The 19,026-nt window shown below is 60.7% G+C and carries 16 protein-coding genes and 2 tRNA genes; 12 read left to right on the top strand and 6 right to left on the bottom strand.

What is annotated here, in order from left to right; all coding sequences use genetic code 11:
- The first annotated feature begins 78 nt into the window (after window positions 1-78).
- A complete protein-coding gene (locus tag OKW98_RS23515) occupies window positions 79-1,035 on the top strand; it encodes a hypothetical protein (RefSeq protein WP_074893290.1) in 957 nt (318 codons plus the stop codon).
- 17 nt (window positions 1,036-1,052) lie between these two features.
- Here OKW98_RS23515 and dinB read toward each other — a convergent pair whose 3' ends face one another.
- Window positions 1,053-2,111: a DNA polymerase IV gene (gene dinB / locus OKW98_RS23520; RefSeq protein ID WP_265386883.1), complete on the bottom strand. Its 1,059-nt coding sequence runs from the start codon at window positions 2,109-2,111 to the stop codon at window positions 1,053-1,055.
- Window positions 2,112-2,348: 237 nt separating this feature from the next.
- Here dinB and OKW98_RS23525 point away from each other — a divergent pair.
- The 4 genes from OKW98_RS23525 to OKW98_RS23540 all read left to right on the top strand — a co-directional run bounded on the left by OKW98_RS23525 (window position 2,349) and on the right by OKW98_RS23540 (window position 7,032).
- Window positions 2,349-2,425: transfer RNA gene (locus OKW98_RS23525), tRNA-Met, on the top strand.
- Between the two features lie 268 nt (window positions 2,426-2,693).
- A tRNA-Met gene (locus tag OKW98_RS23530) sits at window positions 2,694-2,770 on the top strand.
- A 330-nt stretch (window positions 2,771-3,100) separates the two neighbouring features.
- Window positions 3,101-5,743 carry a bifunctional lysylphosphatidylglycerol flippase/synthetase MprF gene (mprF, locus tag OKW98_RS23535; RefSeq protein WP_265386884.1) on the top strand — a complete coding sequence of 881 codons (2,643 nt, stop codon included), beginning with the start codon at window positions 3,101-3,103 and terminating at the stop codon, window positions 5,741-5,743.
- Window positions 5,743-7,032: a virulence factor family protein gene (locus OKW98_RS23540; protein WP_265386885.1), complete on the top strand. Its 1,290-nt coding sequence runs from the start codon at window positions 5,743-5,745 to the stop codon at window positions 7,030-7,032. The genes mprF and OKW98_RS23540 overlap by 1 nt, the downstream gene beginning before the upstream one ends.
- A 374-nt stretch (window positions 7,033-7,406) precedes the next feature.
- On the opposite strand, the gene OKW98_RS23545 is transcribed toward OKW98_RS23540, so the two are convergent.
- The gene (locus OKW98_RS23545) at window positions 7,407-9,305 is read right to left on the bottom strand and encodes a potassium transporter Kup (RefSeq protein ID WP_265386886.1); all 1,899 of its coding nucleotides are present in this window, start codon (window positions 9,303-9,305) and stop codon (window positions 7,407-7,409) included.
- A 270-nt stretch (window positions 9,306-9,575) separates the two neighbouring features.
- On the opposite strand from OKW98_RS23545, the gene rimO reads away from it, so the two are divergent.
- Both rimO and OKW98_RS23555 read left to right on the top strand, forming a co-directional pair.
- Window positions 9,576-10,913, top strand: a complete 1,338-nt coding sequence (gene rimO / locus OKW98_RS23550) for a 30S ribosomal protein S12 methylthiotransferase RimO (RefSeq protein WP_265386887.1) — start codon at window positions 9,576-9,578, stop codon at window positions 10,911-10,913.
- Between the two features lie 119 nt (window positions 10,914-11,032).
- On the top strand, window positions 11,033-11,488 hold the full coding sequence (locus OKW98_RS23555; RefSeq protein WP_265386888.1) for a GNAT family N-acetyltransferase: 456 nt from the start codon (window positions 11,033-11,035) through the stop codon (window positions 11,486-11,488).
- A 144-nt stretch (window positions 11,489-11,632) separates the two neighbouring features.
- Here OKW98_RS23555 and OKW98_RS23560 read toward each other — a convergent pair whose 3' ends face one another.
- On the bottom strand, window positions 11,633-12,628 hold the full coding sequence (locus OKW98_RS23560; protein ID WP_265386889.1) for an alpha/beta fold hydrolase: 996 nt from the start codon (window positions 12,626-12,628) through the stop codon (window positions 11,633-11,635).
- 162 nt (window positions 12,629-12,790) lie between these two features.
- Here OKW98_RS23560 and OKW98_RS23565 point away from each other — a divergent pair, with 162 nt between their 5' ends.
- The 3 genes from OKW98_RS23565 to tsaA all read left to right on the top strand — a co-directional run bounded on the left by OKW98_RS23565 (window position 12,791) and on the right by tsaA (window position 14,755).
- Window positions 12,791-13,501: an rRNA pseudouridine synthase gene (locus OKW98_RS23565; RefSeq protein WP_265386890.1), complete on the top strand. Its 711-nt coding sequence runs from the start codon at window positions 12,791-12,793 to the stop codon at window positions 13,499-13,501.
- Between the two features lie 70 nt (window positions 13,502-13,571).
- On the top strand, window positions 13,572-14,033 hold the full coding sequence (locus OKW98_RS23570) for a DUF1456 family protein (protein WP_265386891.1): 462 nt from the start codon (window positions 13,572-13,574) through the stop codon (window positions 14,031-14,033).
- A gap of 17 nt (window positions 14,034-14,050) precedes the next feature.
- Complete coding sequence (gene tsaA, locus OKW98_RS23575; RefSeq protein ID WP_265386892.1) at window positions 14,051-14,755, top strand: tRNA (N6-threonylcarbamoyladenosine(37)-N6)-methyltransferase TrmO; 705 nt, start codon at window positions 14,051-14,053, stop codon at window positions 14,753-14,755.
- Between the two features lie 181 nt (window positions 14,756-14,936).
- Here tsaA and fpr read toward each other — a convergent pair whose 3' ends face one another.
- Window positions 14,937-15,716, bottom strand: coding sequence for a ferredoxin-NADP reductase (gene fpr, locus OKW98_RS23580; RefSeq protein ID WP_065989778.1), 780 nt, complete (start codon window positions 15,714-15,716; stop codon window positions 14,937-14,939).
- 122 nt (window positions 15,717-15,838) lie between these two features.
- On the opposite strand from fpr, the gene OKW98_RS23585 reads away from it, so the two are divergent.
- Window positions 15,839-16,765 carry a LysR family transcriptional regulator gene (locus OKW98_RS23585; protein ID WP_265386893.1) on the top strand — a complete coding sequence of 309 codons (927 nt, stop codon included), beginning with the start codon at window positions 15,839-15,841 and terminating at the stop codon, window positions 16,763-16,765.
- Window positions 16,766-16,793: 28 nt separating this feature from the next.
- Here the strand turns inward: OKW98_RS23585 and OKW98_RS23590 are convergent, their stop codons facing one another.
- Window positions 16,794-17,162 carry a diacylglycerol kinase gene (locus OKW98_RS23590; protein WP_265386894.1) on the bottom strand — a complete coding sequence of 123 codons (369 nt, stop codon included), beginning with the start codon at window positions 17,160-17,162 and terminating at the stop codon, window positions 16,794-16,796.
- Window positions 17,163-17,268: 106 nt separating this feature from the next.
- Window positions 17,269-17,916, bottom strand: a complete 648-nt coding sequence (gene erdR / locus OKW98_RS23595; protein WP_265386895.1) for a response regulator transcription factor ErdR — start codon at window positions 17,914-17,916, stop codon at window positions 17,269-17,271.
- A 176-nt stretch (window positions 17,917-18,092) separates the two neighbouring features.
- Between erdR and OKW98_RS23600 the strand changes: the two genes are divergently transcribed.
- The gene (locus tag OKW98_RS23600; RefSeq protein WP_265386896.1) at window positions 18,093-18,977 is read left to right on the top strand and encodes a DMT family transporter; all 885 of its coding nucleotides are present in this window, start codon (window positions 18,093-18,095) and stop codon (window positions 18,975-18,977) included.
- Window positions 18,978-19,026 lie beyond the last annotated feature (49 nt).

The following is a 19,026-nucleotide window of genomic DNA, read 5'->3' on the forward strand; positions in this document are numbered from 1 at the left end:
CGGCGCGCCTGCTATTGTGCAGGCGCGCTTTTATCCGCCACGCCTCTGCGATGCGCCTTACCTGCACCTAGAGATCTCATGTTCAAGCGAAATCCCTCACGCCTCGCAGGCGCTGTGTTGTCCACCAGCCTGTTACTCGGCGGCTGCGCCAACCATCTGTCTCAACGCAGCGAGCATGAAGAACGTGTCGAGCGCAAATTACTCGACCACAGTTTTCAGGTCGACCTGGGCGAACCCAAGACGCTGGAATTGCCCCAGCGCCGGATACGCATCCACGAGCTGAAAACCTTCGACATCACCGAATTCGAAGTCACCCGGCACTACGACCGGTACACGCCGTACCAGCCGTGGCGGGAAGTCTACGAAATCCCCTTGGGCGCCGTGGCCATCGTAGCGGGCATCGGCGCCAACGTGGTCAACGTGCTCACGTTCGGCAGCCTGCCCGACAGCGTCACCAAAGACTGGCTCACGTACGGCGTCGCGGGCGTCAACCCGTTCATGAACGCACCCTCCCACGGTCGTGCCCAGCAAAACCTGGCCGGTATCGACGAGGTTCAGCGCGACCATCGCATCGAGCATTCGAACCTGCCCTGGAGCGAAGCGCCGGTCGAAGTCACCGCAGGCAAAGAAGCCCACGAGATGACGACGGACCGTAACGGCGTGCTGCGCGTAAACCTGCTGGACAGCCCGTTCGCCGAGCAGAACCTCAGCTATGTCACGCAACTGAACATCAAAGTGCAGGATGACCAGAGCAACGTTCAGGCAATCGCCACGCTGCCTTTGAGCAAGTCACTGCGCGGCAAGCTGATTGAGGCCCACGACCTGATCTACGACGATCTGGAAGATGACGAAGTCAGCCAGTGGGTTCATCGCGTCAAGCGCCTGTCCGAGCTGGGCCTTGAAGAGGAAGCGAGTGAGCTGGAACAGTCATTGATCGAGCTGACCCGCAACGATCCGCAGCTGCAACACGAATTCCTCAGGTCACTGGCGAAAGACGCGGGTCGACTGGTCGCCGTGCCGCCAGGCAGTGAATAGCCAGGCCTGAACTGGCCTCAGCTGAACAACTCCAGCTGCTCATGGGCGGCCCGGAGATCATGCAGCCGCACGCCGATCCCCAGCAATCGCACCGGCTTACCGCCGCGTGCGAACGCCTGGGTCAGCAGTTGCTCGTAGCTGCTCAAGTCCCGCCCTGCCCCCGCCTGTTCCAGCGTCGTCTGGGTGAAGTCGTGGAACTTGACCTTCACGAACGGCTTGCCAGGGCGGTATAGGCTGTCGATCCGCGCGATGCGGTCGTTCAACGTGTCCAGCAATGCCGGCAGCATCAATAGGCAACTGGCGAGGTCCGGCAGATCCGTGTCATAGGTGTTTTCGACACTGACCGACTGGCGTCGATTGTCGTTCTGCACCGGCCGCTCATCCACACCGTGGGCCAGATTCCACAGCCGCTCGCCGAATGAGCCGAACTCCCGCACCAGCGACAGCTTGCTCCAGCCGCGCAAATCCGCGCAGGTGACAATGCCGAGGCGGCCAAGCTTGTCGGCGGTCACCTTGCCGACGCCGTGCAATTTGGACACCGGCAGCTGGGAGACAAAGTCTTCGATCTGATCAGGCGTGATCACGAACAGCCCGTTTGGCTTTTTCCAGTCGCTGGCGATCTTGGCCAGAAACTTGTTCGGGGCAACGCCGGCGGAAACAGTGATGTGCAACTGATTGGAGACCCGCCGGCGAATGTCCTGGGCGATGCGCGTCGCGCTGCCGGCAAAGTGCTCGCACTCCGTGACATCCAAGTAAGCCTCGTCCAGGGACAGCGGCTCAATCAGGTCGGTGTAGTCGCGGAAGATGGTCTGGATCTCTTTCGATGCTTCTTTATAGGCATCCATTCTCGGTTTAACGATGGTGAGGTCAGGGCACAGTGTCAGCGCATGCCGGGATGACATTGCGGAGCGGATGCCGTAGGCCCGGGCTTCGTAGTTGCAGGTGGCGATCACACCCCGCCGTTCAGCCGATCCGCCGACTGCCAGCGGCTTGCCAGCCAGACGCGGGTCGTCGCGCATCTCAATCGCGGCGTAGAAGCAATCACAGTCGATATGGATGATTTTGCGCTGCGGCATCACATGGGGTCGTAGGAAAACGGTCGCGCAGTATCTCATTCACGCGACTTTCTGACACTGAATAAGCCTCACCCCCTACCGAGCGTGCGCTCCATCAAAGCTGCCTGAAACTCCCCTAAAGCGAGGCGCGCTGGAGCTATTCGCCCCCGTGCCACGCTAACCACTTGAAGAAAAAGCATTTTTTTCTGCTGATTGCTTGACAGCCCGGCGATCCTCTGTAGAATGCCGCCACACAGACGCGGGATGGAGCAGTCTGGTAGCTCGTCGGGCTCATAACCCGAAGGTCGTCGGTTCAAATCCGGCTCCCGCAACCAAACATCAAAAAAGGCTACTCGAAAGAGTGGCCTTTTTTGTGGCCGTCATTTGAGCAAGTCTCTTACCATCGGTATCTCCCTTCACATCTTCATATAGATGAAACAAAGCCCGTGGATGATGGCGACCTGCCGTCAGGTGCGGATTGCGATAAAAGCCTTGTCCAACCGCCACTTAGGTTCGCCAACGCTCCAGAAGCAGTTATTTTGCCGATGCCTGGCATTAAAGGTTGACACTCTGCCGTTCGACTGTAGAATGCCGCCACACAGACGCGGGATGGAGCAGTCTGGTAGCTCGTCGGGCTCATAACCCGAAGGTCGTCGGTTCAAATCCGGCTCCCGCAACCAACATCTAAAAAGGCTACTCGAAAGAGTGGCCTTTTTTTTGCCTCGCTGAAAGCTCACGAACAGCGGGCAGGAATCCTTGTCACATCCCATTACCGGGATGCGTTCTTCCGAGAGGTCTTGTTACTGTATGTTGCCGGGAGCAATAGTTTTGTTCTCCCCTGCCGATACGCTGGCCAGCGACTGAACCTAGACTGAACGGTCACAGATACGTATCCGTGGTATTCGCCCGTTAGACGTTGAAGCGCTAACATCCTGAATTATTTTTTGCGTAGGGATTGGTAACTTGGCTGTATACCTCCATCCTGTCGCGCACGATCCAAGGAGTGATTGATGCGCGCCAACCCGTCCGACACAAATGAAGCAGTGACGGAGCATCCTCCGGCTCCCCCGAAACGACTGCGCCTGCGCGAACTGGTGAGCAAGTACCGTCAACCCATCGGGTTGGGCGTCACCATCCTGCTGTTCGCCGTCGCCCTGATCGCCTGTCGGCACATGCTGACCGAGCTGGACATCTACGCGCTGCAGGATTCGCTGCTCAGTGTGCCGCTGCCTTCTCTGGCGGGTGCAGTGCTGGCGACGGCGATCGGCTTTGTGATTCTGCTGGGCTACGAGTGGTCCGCCAGTCGCTACGCCAACGTCGATCTGCCGCCGAAGTCGCTGATCATGGGCGGGTTTTGCGCGTTCGCCATCGGTAACGCTGTAGGCCTGTCGATGCTGTCCGGCGGCTCGGTTCGTTACCGTCTTTACTCGCGATTGGGACTGGGCGCGGGCGAAGTTGCCCACATGACCCTGTTTGCCAGCCTGTCACTGGGTTGCGCACTTCCCCCGCTGGCGGCCCTCGCGACCTTGAGCGACCTGCCCGCCGCTTCGCTGGCGCTGCATATGTCGGTGCCGGTATTGGCAACCGTTGCGGTGGCGGTGCTGGCGATCAGCGCAATCCTGGGTTATGCCATCTATCGTCGGCGCCTGCCGGAACAGACGATCCCGCATAACTTGCTAGTGCGCGCCGGACGCCGCACATTGCGCCTGCCTGGCGTGCGCTTGACGCTGATGCAACTGGTGATCACCGCTCTGGACGTCGCCGCCGCTGCTGCCGTCCTCTATCTGTTGCTGCCCTCTGCCCCGCCCTTTGGTGCGTTCCTACTGGTTTACCTGCTGGCCCTGGCCGCCGGTGTTCTCAGCCACGTGCCCGGTGGGGTCGGCGTCTTCGAGGCCATTCTGCTGGCCGCATTTGCCGACGAACTGGGCGCCGCACCGTTGGCCGCCGCGCTGCTGCTGTACCGCCTGATTTACGTGGTGATGCCACTGCTGATCGCGTGTCTGGTGCTGCTTTACAGCGAGGCCAAGCGATTGCTGTTTGCGCAGCAGGCCATGCGCGTTGCGTCCGGCTTCGGCGCCCCGATTCTGGCGCTGCTGGTATTTCTCTCTGGCGTGGTGCTGCTGTTTTCCGGCTCCACCCCCGAGATCGACACCCGTATCGAGAGCCTGGGATTTCTCATTCCCCATCGTCTGATCGACGCCTCGCACTTCGGCGCCAGCCTGATCGGCGTGCTCTGCCTGTTGCTCGCGCAGGGCCTGCGTCGTCGCCTTTCGGCTGCGTGGATGCTGACCACGATCCTGTTGTTTGTGGGCTCCATTCTGTCGATTCTCAAGGGTTTCGACTGGGAAGAAGCGAGTCTGCTGCTGCTGACCGCATGCCTGCTGGCGATCTTCCGCCGCTCGTTCTACCGCCCGAGTCGTTTGCTGGAGCTGCCGTTTTCGCCGCTGTATCTGGTCGCCAGTGTTTGCGTACTGGGCGCTTCGGTCTGGTTGCTGCTGTTCGCCTATCAGGACGTGCCCTACAGCCATCAGCTGTGGTGGCAGTTCACGCTGGACGCCGACGCCCCGCGCGGTCTGCGTTCGGCACTGGGCAGCGCCGTGTTGCTGCTGATCGTCTCGCTGACATGGCTGCTGCGCACCGCGCGTCCGGTGATCAAGCTGCCCGACGAGGCACAACTGGCCAAAGCGGCGGAGATCATCAAAGCGTCCAGCCAGCCCGATGGCGGTTTGGTGCTGACCGGCGACAAAGCCGTGCTGATGCACCCGGATGGCAACGCCTTCCTGATGTACGCCCATCGCGGCCGCAGCCTGGTTGCGCTGTACGATCCGATTGGCCCGACTCAGCAACGGGCCGAGCTGATCTGGCAGTTCCGCGATCTGTGCGACGTTCACCATGCTCGTCCCGTGTTCTATCAGGTGCGCGCAGAGAACCTGCCGTTCTACATGGACATCGGCCTGACCGCGATCAAGCTGGGCGAAGAAGCCCGGGTTGATCTGCACAAGTTCGACATCGAAGCCAAAGGCAAGGAAATGAAGGACCTGCGCTACACCTGGAACCGGGGTGGGCGCGACGGTCTGTCGCTGGAAATCTACGAAGTGGGTCAAGCGCCCATGGAAGAGCTCAAAGTGATTTCCGATGCGTGGCTGATGGGCAAGAACGTTCGCGAGAAAGGCTTCTCCCTGGGCCGGTTCAGCCTGGAGTATCTCAAGCATTTCCGCATTGCCATTGTTCATTTCCAGGGCAAGCCGGTCGCGTTCTCCAATTTGCTGGAGACCTCGCGCAATGATCTGGCGAGCCTGGACCTGATGCGCTCGCACCCGGAAGCGCCAAAGCTGACCATGGAATTCATGATGGTCGGGCTGATCCTGCATTACAAAAAAGAAGGTTATGCCCGCTTCAGCCTCGGCATGGTGCCGTTGTCCGGGCTGCAACCGCGGCGTGGCGCACCTTTGACCCAGCGTCTGGGTTCGATGGTGTTCAGCCGTGGCGAACAGCTCTACAACTTCCAGGGGCTGCGCCGTTTCAAAGACAAATTCCAGCCTGACTGGGAACCTCGTTATATGGCCGTGCCCGCAGGACTTGATCCGCTCGTGGCACTGGCAGATACCGCCGCCCTTATCGCGGGCGGCCTGACTGGATTGGTGAAACGCTGATGATTCAACGCTACTGGCGCTTTTTGCTCGCAGCCCTGGTAATTCTGGTGGTGGCATTGGGTTTCTGGCTGTGGAACCGCCCCGCCGCGCAACCGACTCTTGAACACATCACGCTGGACGACGGCTCTGCGCTGATCCGTGTGGTGCCCTCGACCAAGGTGAAAACCCAGGTCGCGCTGGCCGTCACCACCGAAGAATCACTGACCGAGAAGCAGCTGCTCGCCCTGAGCTATGACGCCTCCGCTCGTGTGATCCAGGTGACGCTACCCAAGGACGACTGCCAGCTCCAGGCCAAGACCTTCAATGCCGCGCTGCAAAAGCTCGACGGCGCGCCTGATCTGGTGGCGGGTGTCGGCCCAGGTGCTTCGGTGGCCTGGCGCTGGCTGGCCGGCCAGAACAACGACAACGCCCGGGCCATCTCGGTCGGCTTCGTCCGCGATCAACCTGGCTGTACCGACCCTGTGCCGAAAGCCGCCGCCCACGGCAAGTGGACGGTTGCCTGGAACGACGGCCCCGATGACGAAAGCGCCACACTGGTCCGTGACGCACCCAACACCGAAACCAGCATCAGCGACTACGACATCAAGTACCCGCAGGTACTGAACAACGAAGTGCGCCGTCGATTGATCGGTGGTGATGACAACGGCGGCCTGAACATTCCGGTGGTTGAGGTGCCGTCATCGCAGCCCTCTGACACGGTGACGCTTTTCCTGTCCGGCGACGGTGGCTGGCGCGACCTGGACAAGGACGTGGCAGGCGACATGGCTAAGATGGGTGGCTACCCGGTGGTCGGCATCGACACCCTGCGTTACTACTGGGAGCACAAATCGCCAGAACAGACCGCCGCTGACCTGAGCGAGCTGATGGCCCATTACCGGCAGAAATGGGGTGCCAAGCATTTCGTGCTCGCAGGCTATTCCTTCGGCGCCGACGTGCTACCCGCGATCTACAATCGCCTGCCTGAAGAAGACAAGGCCCGCGTCGACGGCATTATCCTGCTGGCCTTCGCCCGCACTGGCAGCTTTGAGATCGCCGTAGAAGGCTGGCTGGGCGCCGCGGGTAAAGAAGCTGCGACAGGGCCTGAGATGGCCAAGCTGCCCGGCGACAAGGTGCTGTGTGTGTACGGTCTGGAAGAAAAAGATGAAAGTGGCTGTACAGAATCCACAGCGCCCGGCGAGAAGATGCAGCTGCCCGGTGGCCATCACTTCGACGAAGACTACCCTGCCCTGGCCAAGCGCCTGAGCGCGGTGATCGACAAGTGGAAGGGCAAAGAGCCCGCCGCCGAGTAATTACCCGACCCAAAAAAATCCCCGCTCTCTTGCGATTGCGGGGATTTTTTGTTTTGGGTACCAGGTGACGTGAGGTCAACCTTTGTAGAACCGGCTTCAGCCGGGAAGAGGTCGGTGCATACCACAGCAGATTCGCGGTGTGACAACTGACGTCTTCCCGGCTAAAGCCGGTCCCACAATGGTCCAGTGATGCCAATTCCACTAGATACACGCGGCCCTGCAATGGGTCTCGGCGCCAATCCCACTGGGTGTACGCATTCCGTCAGTAGGACCGGCTTCAGCCGGGAAGAGGCCGGTGCATACGCCATCCATCTTGCAGCGCGACACCAAACGCCTTCCCGGCTAAAGCCGGTCCTACAAAGGCCAAAGGCCGCTTACATCTCCACCTGCGTGCCCAGCTCAATCACCCGGTTGAACGGCAGCTTGAAGAACCGCAGGTTGCCGTTGGCGTTCTTCAACATGAACGCGAACAGACCCTCGCGCCAGCGGGCCATGCCCTCCAGTTTCGACGAGACCACGGTTTCGCGACTGAGGAAGTAGGTCGTGCGCATCGGGCTGAAGTCCAGCTCCTTCAAGTGACACAGGCTCAGCGCAGCCGGCACGTCCGGCTCGTCAATGAAGCCGAAATGCAGGATCACGCGGTAGAAGCCCTCGCCAAACACCTCGACCTCAAATCGTTGCGCCGCTGGCACACGCGGGGTGTCTTCGTACACAACGGTCAGCAACACCACCTGCTCATGCAGCACCTGGTTGTGCAGCAGATTATGCAACAGGGCATGAGGCACGGCGTCCGCACGCGCCGTGAGAAACACGGCCGTGCCTTGAACGCGATGGGGCGGCTGCACGCGAATACTGCTGATGAAGATCGGCAGCGGCAGACCGCCTTCGTCGATGCGGTCCACCAACAGCTGCTTGCCGCGCTTCCATGTGGTCATCAGGATGAACAGCGCGATGCCCGCCAGGAACGGGAACGCCCCACCCTGAATGACTTTTGGCACGTTGGCCGCGAAGAACATACCGTCCACGAACAGACATCCGACCAAAATCGGCACTGCGATCAGCGGCGGCCATTTCCAGGCCAGCAGCATGACCGACGCCACCAGAATCGTCGTGCAAAGCATCGTGCCGGTCACCGCCACGCCGTAGGCCGAGGCCAGCGCGCCGGAGGATTCGAACCCTAGCACCAGCAAAATCACCCCGACCATCAGCGCCCAGTTCACCGCTCCGATGTAGATCTGCCCTTGGGCGTCGCTGGAGGTGTGCTGGATGTACATGCGCGGGATGTAGCCAAGCTGAATCGCCTGCAGCGTCATCGAGAAAGCCCCGGAGATCACCGCCTGCGAAGCAATAATGGTCGCCAGCGTCGACAAGGCGATCAACGGCAACAGCGCCCAGCTCGGCGCCAGCAGGTAGAACGGGTTGCGCACCGCTTCAGGGTCCTGGATCACCAGGGCGCCCTGGCCAAAGTAATTGAGCACCAGCGCCGGCAAGACCAGGGCGAACCACGCGCGGGAGATCGGCTTGCGACCGAAGTGGCCCATGTCCGCGTACAGCGCCTCGGCACCGGTCAGTGCGAGCACTACAGCACCCAGGACCGAAACGCCAATGCCGGGATGATCAATAAAGAAGCGAACTGCCCACACCGGGTTGACGGCACGCAGCACTTCCGGCTGCTGGAGGATGCCGTGAACACCCAGCACGCCGAGGGTCACGAACCACAGCACCATGACCGGGCCGAACATCACGCCGATCCGCGCAGTGCCATGACGCTGAATCAGAAACAGCGCCACCAGCACAACCAGAGCGATCGGCACCACCCAGTGATCAATCCCGTCAAAGGCCAGCTCCATGCCCTCGACCGCCGACAGCACCGAGATCGCCGGGGTGATCATGCTGTCGCCGTAAAACAGCGCCGCGCCGAACAGCCCGCAGACGATCATGCTCGCCTGCAGCCTCGGGTACTGGGCCGACGCCCTGCGCGCCAACGCCATCAGCGCCATGATGCCGCCCTCACCGTCGTTATCGGCCCGCAGCACCAACGCCATGTACTTGAAGGAGACCACCCAGATCAATGACCAGAAGATCAGCGACAGAATGCCCAGCACGGCATCGTGGCCGGCCTGCACGCCATAGCCACCGACGAAGACCTCTTTAATGGTGTACAGCGGGCTGGTACCGATGTCGCCATAGGCTACACCCACCGCGCCCACCAGCAGACTCAACGGTTTCGCCGTGGAATGCCCAACCTCTGCCTGACTCGTTGCGTGACCCATTTACCACTCCTGAAACCGTGACTCGAGCACCGCGATCCGGTGTTGTCGGATTGATCCACACCGCACCGGTAAATTCCGATGCGCCCGGCCAACTTGGGGTGCCGGGCGTAACGCCGCGAAGCATAGCGCAGCACTCGTCGTAATTCTCTGTATAACACTGGTCAATCGTTCGACGCGCCGCTAGAATTGCGCACTTTTTGATCAGAGGCGCCCCAAGCGCCCAGTCAATGCCTCGGCCAAGCGCCGGGCATCCTACGCCGAGGTTAGTCAATGTCCACCGTCACCACGTCTGCCGCCCCGAAGGTCGGCTTTGTCAGCCTCGGTTGCCCGAAGGCTCTGGTCGATTCAGAGCGCATCCTGACCCAGCTGCGCATGGAAGGCTATCAGGTCGTGCCGACCTACCAGGACGCTGACGTGGTCGTGGTCAACACCTGCGGTTTCATCGACAGCGCCAAGGCTGAATCCCTTGAGACCATTGGCGAAGCGCTAGCCGAAAACGGCAAAGTGATCGTCACCGGTTGCATGGGCGTGGACGAAAGCGTAATTCGTGCCGTGCACCCGAGCGTGCTGGCCGTCACCGGTCCCCAGCAGTACGAGCAAGTGGTCAACGCCGTTCACGATGCTGCGCCGCCGAACCTCAATCACAACCCGCTGATTGATCTGGTACCGCCGCAAGGGGTCAAACTGACCCCGCGTCATTACGCCTACCTGAAGATTTCCGAAGGCTGCAACCACAGCTGCAGCTTCTGCATCATCCCGTCCATGCGCGGCAAGCTGGTCAGCCGCCCGATTGGCGACGTGCTCGACGAAGCCCAGCGCCTGGTCAAGGCCGGCGTGAAAGAACTGCTGGTGATTTCCCAGGACACCAGCGCCTACGGCGTCGACATCAAGTACCGCACCGGTTTCTGGAACGGTCAGCCGGTCCGCACGCGCATGACCGAGCTGTGCCAGGCGCTGAGTTCGCTGGGTGTGTGGGTGCGCCTGCACTACGTTTACCCGTACCCGCACGTCGACGAGATCATTCCGTTGATGGCGGCGGGCAAGATCCTGCCGTACCTGGACATCCCGTTCCAGCACGCCAGCCCGAAGATCCTCAAGCTGATGAAACGCCCGGCCTTCGAAGACAAGACCTTGGCGCGCATCAAGAACTGGCGCGAGCAGTGCCCGGACCTGATCATCCGTTCGACCTTCATCGTCGGCTTCCCGGGCGAAACCGAAGAAGATTTCCAGTACCTGCTGGACTGGCTGACTGAAGCGCAGCTTGATCGCGTCGGTTGCTTCCAGTACTCCCCTGTCGAAGGCGCGCCAGCGAATCTGCTGGACGCACCGATCGTACCGGATGACATCAAGCAGGATCGCTGGGACCGCTTCATGGCGCACCAGCAAGCCATCAGCGCCGCGCGCCTGCAGATGAAAATCGGCAAGGAAATCGAAGTGCTGATCGACGAAGTGGACGAGCAGGGGTTCGTGGGTCGTTCGTTCTTCGACGCGCCGGAAATCGACGGCAACGTGTTCGTCGAAAGCGACCGTGACTTCAAGCCAGGCGACAAGGTCATGTGCCGCGTCGTGGATGCCGATGAGTACGACCTGTGGGCTGAGCCGATCTAACGCTCAATCTCCGGCTCGACAGCCGCTCCACTTCCAACAGCCCTGCCCGTAAAACGGCGGGGTTTGTTTTTTCTGGCTATCGTCCACATCATGATCACTACCCAGGGAGCAGCGGCAACATGACCCAGCACTCGGTCATCTATCTGCCCAGGCAGCACGACTTCGCCGAACTCACCCGGGTCTGGGAAGCGTCCGTGCGCGCGACACATGATTTTCTACCCGAGAACTACATCACGCTGCTCCGGCATCTGCTGGAAACCCAATACCTGGGCGCCGTGAACCTGTTCTGCACCCGCGATTCGCACCTGCGCATCACCGGTTTCGCCGGCACCTCTCCTGGCAAGCTGGAAATGTTGTTCATCACCCCTGACCACCGCGGCATGGGCCTGGGCAAGAAACTGCTGGACTACGCGCTCGATCATTTCCAGATCACCGAGCTGGACGTGAACGAGCAGAACGCACAGGCGCTGGGCTTTTATGAAAAACAGGGTTTTGAAGTGGTGGGGAGGACCGAGCTGGACGGGCTCGGGCGACCGCATCCGATATTGCGGATGCGGGTGAAATCGGGACCGTGACGCCTGAACCGGGCCAGAGAGAGGTTCGGACTGTAGGAGCCGGCTTGCTGGCGAACCCAATCCGTCGGCACCCGTCAGCGCCTGACACAACGCATTCGCCAGCAAGCCGGCTCCTACAGACTGCATGTGCAGTTCAGGTGTGCATCAGCGCTTCAGACTTTCCAGCAGCACCTTGTTGAACTGCTGCGGATCCTGAATCTGCGGCGCATGACCCAACCCTGCGAACTCCACCAGTGTCGCCTGCGGAATGCGCTTGGCGGCGGCCTTGCCCAGCTCCGGGTAATTGCCCAGCGTCTTGCGCAATGCCTCGGGCGCTGCGTCTTTGGCAATAGCGGTATTGTCCTTCTGCCCGATCAACAACACGGTCGGCATCTTCAGTTTCTCGAAGTCGTAGAACACCGGCTGATTGAAGATCATCCCGTAGGTCTGCGCGGACGCCCGAGCCACCTCCTCCTTGCCCTTGCCGGTGAACATCCCGGCCTGCATGTTGACCCAGTGATCGAACTCGGGCCGCCATTCGTTGGCGTAATAGGTCGACTGCTGATACTTGCGAATGCTCTCGGCGCTGGTCTTCAGCTCCCGGGCATACCAGTCGTCGAAGCTGCGATCCGGCACGCCTTTGGCTTTCCAGTCTTCCAGACCGATCGGGTTGACCAGCAGCAGTTGATCCACTTGCTCGGGGTACATCAGCGCAAAGCGCGTCGCCAGCATGCCGCCCATGGAATGCCCGACCACGGTGACGTGATCGATGCCCAGTTGGGTCAGCAGCGCTTTGGTGTTCTGCGCCAGTTGTTCAAAGGTGTATTTATAATCCGCCGGTTTGCTGGAGCGGCAGAAGCCGATCTGATCCGGCGCGACCACCCGATAGCCCGCGCCCGTCAGCGCCTTGATGGTCCCTTCCCATGTGGCACCGCAGAAGTTCTTGCCATGCAGCAACACGACGCTGCGACCATTGGCAGCGCCGGTCGGCTTGATGTCCATGTACCCCATCTGCACCGACGCGCCCTGGGAGTCGAAACTGAAATTCTGCGCCGGGAACGGGTACTGGAAGCCTTCCAGCTGCGGTCCATAGGAGGGAGTTTGCGCAGCGAGCAGCGGCAGGCTGACAGTCATCAGCAGTGCGGGTAGCCATTTGGTCATGAATTCGCTCCAGACAATGTAGGAATAGAGAGCAGACCTGCGTCGCTCCCGGAAAAATCCATGGAGTGGAGGCTTATTCACCCGCCAATTTCAATGTGACCGCGATTAACGGTGCCTGCGCGGGTACAATAGGCGCCTTTCCATTTTGTTACGGCTTTTCTCATGACTGACCCCATTCGCCTTTCCAAACGCCTGATCGAGCTGGTCGGTTGCTCTCGTCGCGAAGCCGAGCTGTTCATCGAAGGCGGCTGGGTCACGGTGGACGGCGTTGTCGTCGACGAGCCTCAGTTCAAGGTCGAAAACCAGACGGTGGTGCTGAACGCGGAAGCGAAAGCCGATACGCCTGAAACCGTCACGATTCTATTCAACGCTCCGGCCGGCATGGCCCCTGAAAGCGCCCTGGCGCTGATCACGCCCGGCACATTGTCGGCAGACCACAGCATCGGCCGACGTCCGCTCAAAGGTCACTTTCTTCGCCTGGAATCGATTTCCACGCTGCAAGCCAATGCCAGCGGCCTGATGGTGTTCAGCCAGGACTGGAAAATCCTGCGCAAACTCACCGACGACCGCAGCAAGATCGAGCAGGAATACGTGGTCGAGATCTCGGGCGACATGGTTGCCCACGGCCTCAATCGCCTGAACCACGGCATGACCTACAAAGGCAAGGAACTGCCGAAGGTCAAAGCCAGCTGGCAGAACGAAAACCGCCTGCGCTTCGCCATGAAAAACCCGCAGCCCGGCGTCGTTGCCCAGCTGTGCGAGGCAGTGGGCCTGAAGGTCGTGTCCGTGCGGCGCATTCGTATCGGCGGCGTGTCCATCGGCAAAGTGCCGGAAGGCCAGTGGCGCTACATGACCGACAAAGAAAAATTCTGAATCCCCTTTCTGAGCGCCGCATCCAGTCTCGCGTGCGCTCATCTGCGAATCTCCAGGAAATACACGCACCATGATGAACAACGATGTACTGCGCAGCATCCGTTACATGCTTGATATCAACGACGCCAAAGTGGTCGATATCATCAAGCTCGGCGGGTTCGACGCGACCAAGGCCGATGTCGCCACCTACATGAAGAAAGACGAAGAAGAAGGCTTCGTGCCGTGCAGCGACGAAGTCATGGCGCATTTCCTCGACGGCCTGGTGTTCTTCAAGCGTGGCAAGGACGAGAGCCGCCCGCCGCTGCCTGTCGAGCTGCCGATCACCAACAACATCGTCCTGAAAAAGCTGCGTGTGGCCTTCGAGCTGAAAGAAGACGACATGCACGCGATCCTCAAGGCCTCCGAGTTCCCGGTGTCCAAGCCTGAACTCAGCGCCCTGTTCCGCAAGGCGGGTCACACCAACTACCGCGTCTGCGGCGACCAGCTGCTGCGCAACTTCCTGCGCGGCCTGACCCTGCGCGTACGCGGCTAAGCGCTGAAGCGCCGTCGATGACCCAGGCCTACAGCGTCTCGCCGATCGGCTTCATGCGCTCGTGCTTCAAAGAGAAGTTCGCCATTCCCCGCCAACCCCAACTGGCGCCTGCCGCGCGGGGCGTGCTGGAGTTGGTCGCGCCCTTTGATCAGGGTGACGCCGTGCAGGGCCTGGAGCAGGTCAGCCATGTCTGGCTGCTGTTTCTGTTTCATCAGGCACTGGAGGACAAGCCGCGACTCAAGGTGCGCCCTCCTCGTCTGGGCGGCAATCAGTCGATGGGCGTGTTCGCCACGCGCGCGACCCATCGACCCAACGGCATCGGTCAATCGGTGGTCAAGCTGGACAGGGTCGAAGCCGGGCGCCTCTGGTTGTCGGGCATCGACCTGCTGGACGGCACACCGGTGCTGGACGTCAAACCCTACGTGCCTTATGCCGATGTGATCGCTGATGCGCGCAACAGCATGGCCGCCGCCGCGCCGGAGCTGATTCCGGTGCAGTGGGCCGAAGCGGCGCTGACTCAGGCTCGAGAACATGGGCTGCGCCTGGAAGAACCGCTGATCGAGCTGATCGAGCAGTGCCTGGCTCAAGACCCGCGACCGGCCTACCAGACACCCACGCCAGAACGTCGCTACGGCGCGCAGTTCTGGGACTTGGACGTGCGCTGGCACTATCCGCAGCCGGGCGTCATTTGTGTGCTGGAAGTGGTTCCCGCCGCCGGTTGATAAACGACTGACGCCCGCCCACAAAAAAACCGCCTGGTCCGTGACCTCCAGGCGGTTTTTTTCAGACCCCAAAAACGCGGGTGCCTGTACTGACCTGTTCGCCGATGACGTCACCCTCGCAGTGCTGCGAGGATGATTCATCGGCGATTGGGTCGTATCTGAACCGTGTTACGTCTCGACATTACTTTTCGACGAATGCTCGCTCGATCAGGTAATCACCCGGCTCGCGCATGCGTGGCGAAACGGTCAGGCCGAAGCTGTTGAGCACTTCGCTGGTCTCGTCGAGCATGCTCGGACTGCCGCACAGCATGGCGCGGTCGTCCTGCGGGTTGATCGGCGGCAGACCGATGTCGCTGAACAGCTTGCCACTGCGCATCAGGTCGGTCAGACGGCCTTCGTTTTCGAACGGCTCGCGGGTCACGGTTGGGTAGTAAATCAGCTTGTCGCGCAGCATCTCGCCGAAGAACTCGTTCTGCGGCAAATGCTCGGTGATGAACTCGCGGTAAGCGACTTCGTTCACGTAACGCACGCCGTGGCAGAGGATGACCTTCTCGAAACGCTCGTAGGTTTCAGGGTCCTGAATCACGCTCATGAACGGCGCCAGACCGGTACCGGTGCTGAGCAAATAAAGATGCTTGCCTGGCTTGAGGTCGTCCAGCACCAGCGTGCCAGTGGGCTTCTTGCTGATGATGATCTCGTCGCCTTCCTTCAGATGCTGCAGCTGCGAGGTCAGCGGGCCGTCCGGCACCTTGATGCTGAAGAACTCCAGATGCTCTTCCCAGTTCGGGCTGGCAATGGAGTAGGCACGCATGAGCGGGCGCCCGTTTGGCTGCTGCAGACCGATCATGACGAACTGACCGTTCTCGAAGCGCAGGCCAGGATCACGGGTGCACTTGAAACTGAAGAGGGTGTCGTTCCAGTGATGAACGCTGAGGACACGCTCGTGATTCATGTTGCTCATGGTACGTGGGAGCTCCTGATAAATAACGTGCGCCAGTCAATGCGCCATTGCGCGACATTCTAGTGGCAGACACAATATCTGTTAACTGAATTATCAAGATATAGGTTATCGGTTATATAGATATGCGATTTACTCTCCGTCAGCTCCAGGTTTTTGTCGCCGTCGCCCAGCAGGAAAGCGTTTCCCGCGCGGCGGTGCAGCTCTCCTTGTCGCAATCTGCGGCGAGTACTTCCATCACCGAACTGGAACGCCAGTCCAGTTGCCAGCTGTTCGACCGCGCCGGTAAGCGGCTGAGCCTCAATGCGACCGGCCGGCAGCTGTTGCCCCAGGCCGTTGCGCTGCTCGATCAGGCCAAGGAGATCGAAGACCTGCTCAACGGCAAGTCCGGCTTCGGTTCGCTGGCGGTCGGCGCAACCCTCACTATCGGCAACTATCTCGCCACGCTGCTGATCGGCAGCTTCATGCAGCGCCACCCTGAAAGCCAGGTGAAGCTGCACGTGCAAAACACTGCAAACATCGTTCAGCAGGTCGCCCACTACGAGATCGATCTGGGCTTGATCGAAGGCGACTGCAGCCACCCTGACATCGAAGTGCAGACCTGGGTCGAGGATGAGCTGGTGGTGTTCTGCGCCCCTCAGCATCCGCTGGCCAAAAAGGGCCGGGCGTCGCTGGAGGAACTGACGCGAGAAGCGTGGATTTTGCGCGAGCAGGGTTCGGGGACGCGCCTGACCTTCGATCAGGCGATGCGTCATCACCTGAACAGCCTGAACGTGAGGCTGGAGCTGGAACACACCGAGGCGATCAAACGCGCTGTGGAGTCCGGGCTGGGGATCGGCTGCATCTCGCGTCTGGCCCTGCGTGACGCCTTTCGCCGGGGCAGTCTCGTGGCCATTGAAACACCGGAGCTGGATCTGGTGCGGCAGTTCTACTTCATCTGGCACAAGCAGAAATATCAGACGTCGGCTATCCGCGAATTCCTCGACCTCTGCCGCTCATTCACCGCCGGCGTAAACCGCAGCGATGAGATCGTGCTGCCGAGCATCGCCTGACGCGCCGCCCGGCTAAATCCAGACCCCGTCAGCCCAGCAGAATCAGCCCCCAGACCACGGCAATCATGCTCAGCGCCACAAACTGGGCGGCACTGCCCATGTCTTTGGCGTTTTTCGACAGCGGATGGCGGTCGAGGGAAATCCGGTCAATCGCGGCCTCGATGGCCGAGTTCAGCAGTTCGACGATCAGTGCCAACAGGCACACCGCGATCAGGACCGCGCGCTCGCCTCGGCTGACGTGAAACACGAACGACAGCGGGATCAACACGACGTTGAGCAGCACCAGTTGACGGAACGCCGCTTCGCCTTTGAATGCAGCGGTCAGGCCGTCCAGGGAATAGCCCGACGCGTTGAGGATACGTTTCAGGCCGGTCTGGCCTTTGAATGGGGACGTCATAGGAAAACTACTGATGAGTGAAAGCGGTGGAGGCTAGTGCGGCAACGGTCAAAAAAGTGTGAAGGTCGGCCGCGCAAAGCCCGGGGTTGAGCCTGATCCAGGGGAATCAGCTCTGCGGAATTGATTCCAATTGTTGCAGCAGCAACGCCGCCTGGGTTCGGGTGCGCACGTTGAGCTTACGGAAGATCGCCGTGACATGGGCTTTGATCGTCGCTTCCGAGACGCTCAACTCGTAGGCGATCTGCTTGTTCAGCAGCCCCTCGCAGACCATCGTCAATACGCGAAACTGCTGCGGCGTCAGGCTGGCAAGCCCTTGGCTGGCGGCTCTGGCTTCCGGCGACACGCTGATGCTTTCGTTGACCTGGGGAGGCCACCAGACATCGCCATCCAGCACCGTTCGCACAGCCTTCTGAATGGTTTCCAGGGAACTGGATTTAGGGATGAAACCACTGGCACCGAATTCGCGGGACTTGACCACGACCGCCGCCTCTTCCTGGGCAGACACCATCACCACCGGCACCTGCGGATACTGACCGCGCAACAGCACCAGCCCCGAAAAGCCATAAGCGCCGGGCATGTTCAGGTCCAGCAGGACCAGATCCCAGTCGGACTTCTCGGTCAGTCGCGCTTCCAGATCAGCGATGCTCTCGGCCTCGACCAACCTTGCGTCCGGTCCCAGGCCCAGGCTCAACGCCTGATGCAATGCGCTGCGAAACAGGGGATGGTCGTCGGCAATCAGGATTTCGTATGGCATTTCATGATCCTGTAAATGGCTGAGCGCCGACGAATTCAACACCCAAGGTAGCAACCCGCGACATCTTGACACAGGGACCGTAGGTGAGCGGCGCCAAGGATGCCCAGCGAAGTCGGGGTGGTCAAGCCTGACGCTTTGCGGCAAAGTCTGCGCCCCCCGACCTGACGAGTGCCAACATGCCAAACCATGCCCTGCGAGCGGACTTGCTCATGCTCCTGACCGCATTGATCTGGGGCACTGGCTTCGTCGCCCAGACCGCCGGGATGGATCACATCGGCCCGTATCTGTTCTCGGGTCTGCGGTTCGCGCTGGGTTCGCTTTGCCTGGTGCCACTGATTCTGCGCAACGCCAAAACGGCACGCACACCGGAGCCCTTGCTCAATCGCGGCATGTTACGCGCTGGTGTCATCATGGGCCTGGCGCTGGCATTGGGCATCAACCTTCAACAGGTCGGCCTGCTGTTTACCAGCGTGACCAACGCCGGCTTCATCACCGGTCTGTACGTGATTGTCGTTCCGCTACTGGGTTTGCTGCTCGGGCATAAAACCGGGCTGGGCACCTGGCTGGGCTGCCTGCTGGCAGTGGTCGGCATGTGCCTGCTGAGTATTGGCGATAACTTTCACGTTGCCTCGGGGGATTGGCTGCAACTGATCGGCGCGTTCGTGTGGGGCGGACACGTGGTGTTGGTCAGTTTGTTTGCCAGCCGCCACGACCCGATCCGGCTGGCCTTTTTACAGTTCGCCACCTGTTCGGTGGTGAGTCTGCTGCTGGCAGTCCTCCTCGAACCGATTGCCCTCAATGCGATCATCGATGCGGGCCCTGCCCTGCTCTACGGCGGCATCGTCGCGGTCGGCGTGGGCTACACGCTGCAAGTGGTCGCGCAGAAACACGCCATTGCTTCCCATGCCGCCATCATCCTTTCGCTGGAGGCCGTGTTCGCCGCCATCGCCGGCGCCTGGGTTCTCGGCGAAGCCTTGCAACTGCGCGGTTATATCGGCTGCGCATTGATGCTGGCCGGGATGCTGCTGGCGCAGTTGTGGCCGAAGAAAACCCTCGCCTGAGGTCATGCTTCCTTCTATTGCGAGCCGTTTTGATGCGGCTCGCAGCGCC

This window comes from Pseudomonas sp. KU26590, from assembly GCF_026153515.1.
Classification (GTDB): Bacteria; Pseudomonadota; Gammaproteobacteria; order Pseudomonadales; family Pseudomonadaceae; genus Aquipseudomonas.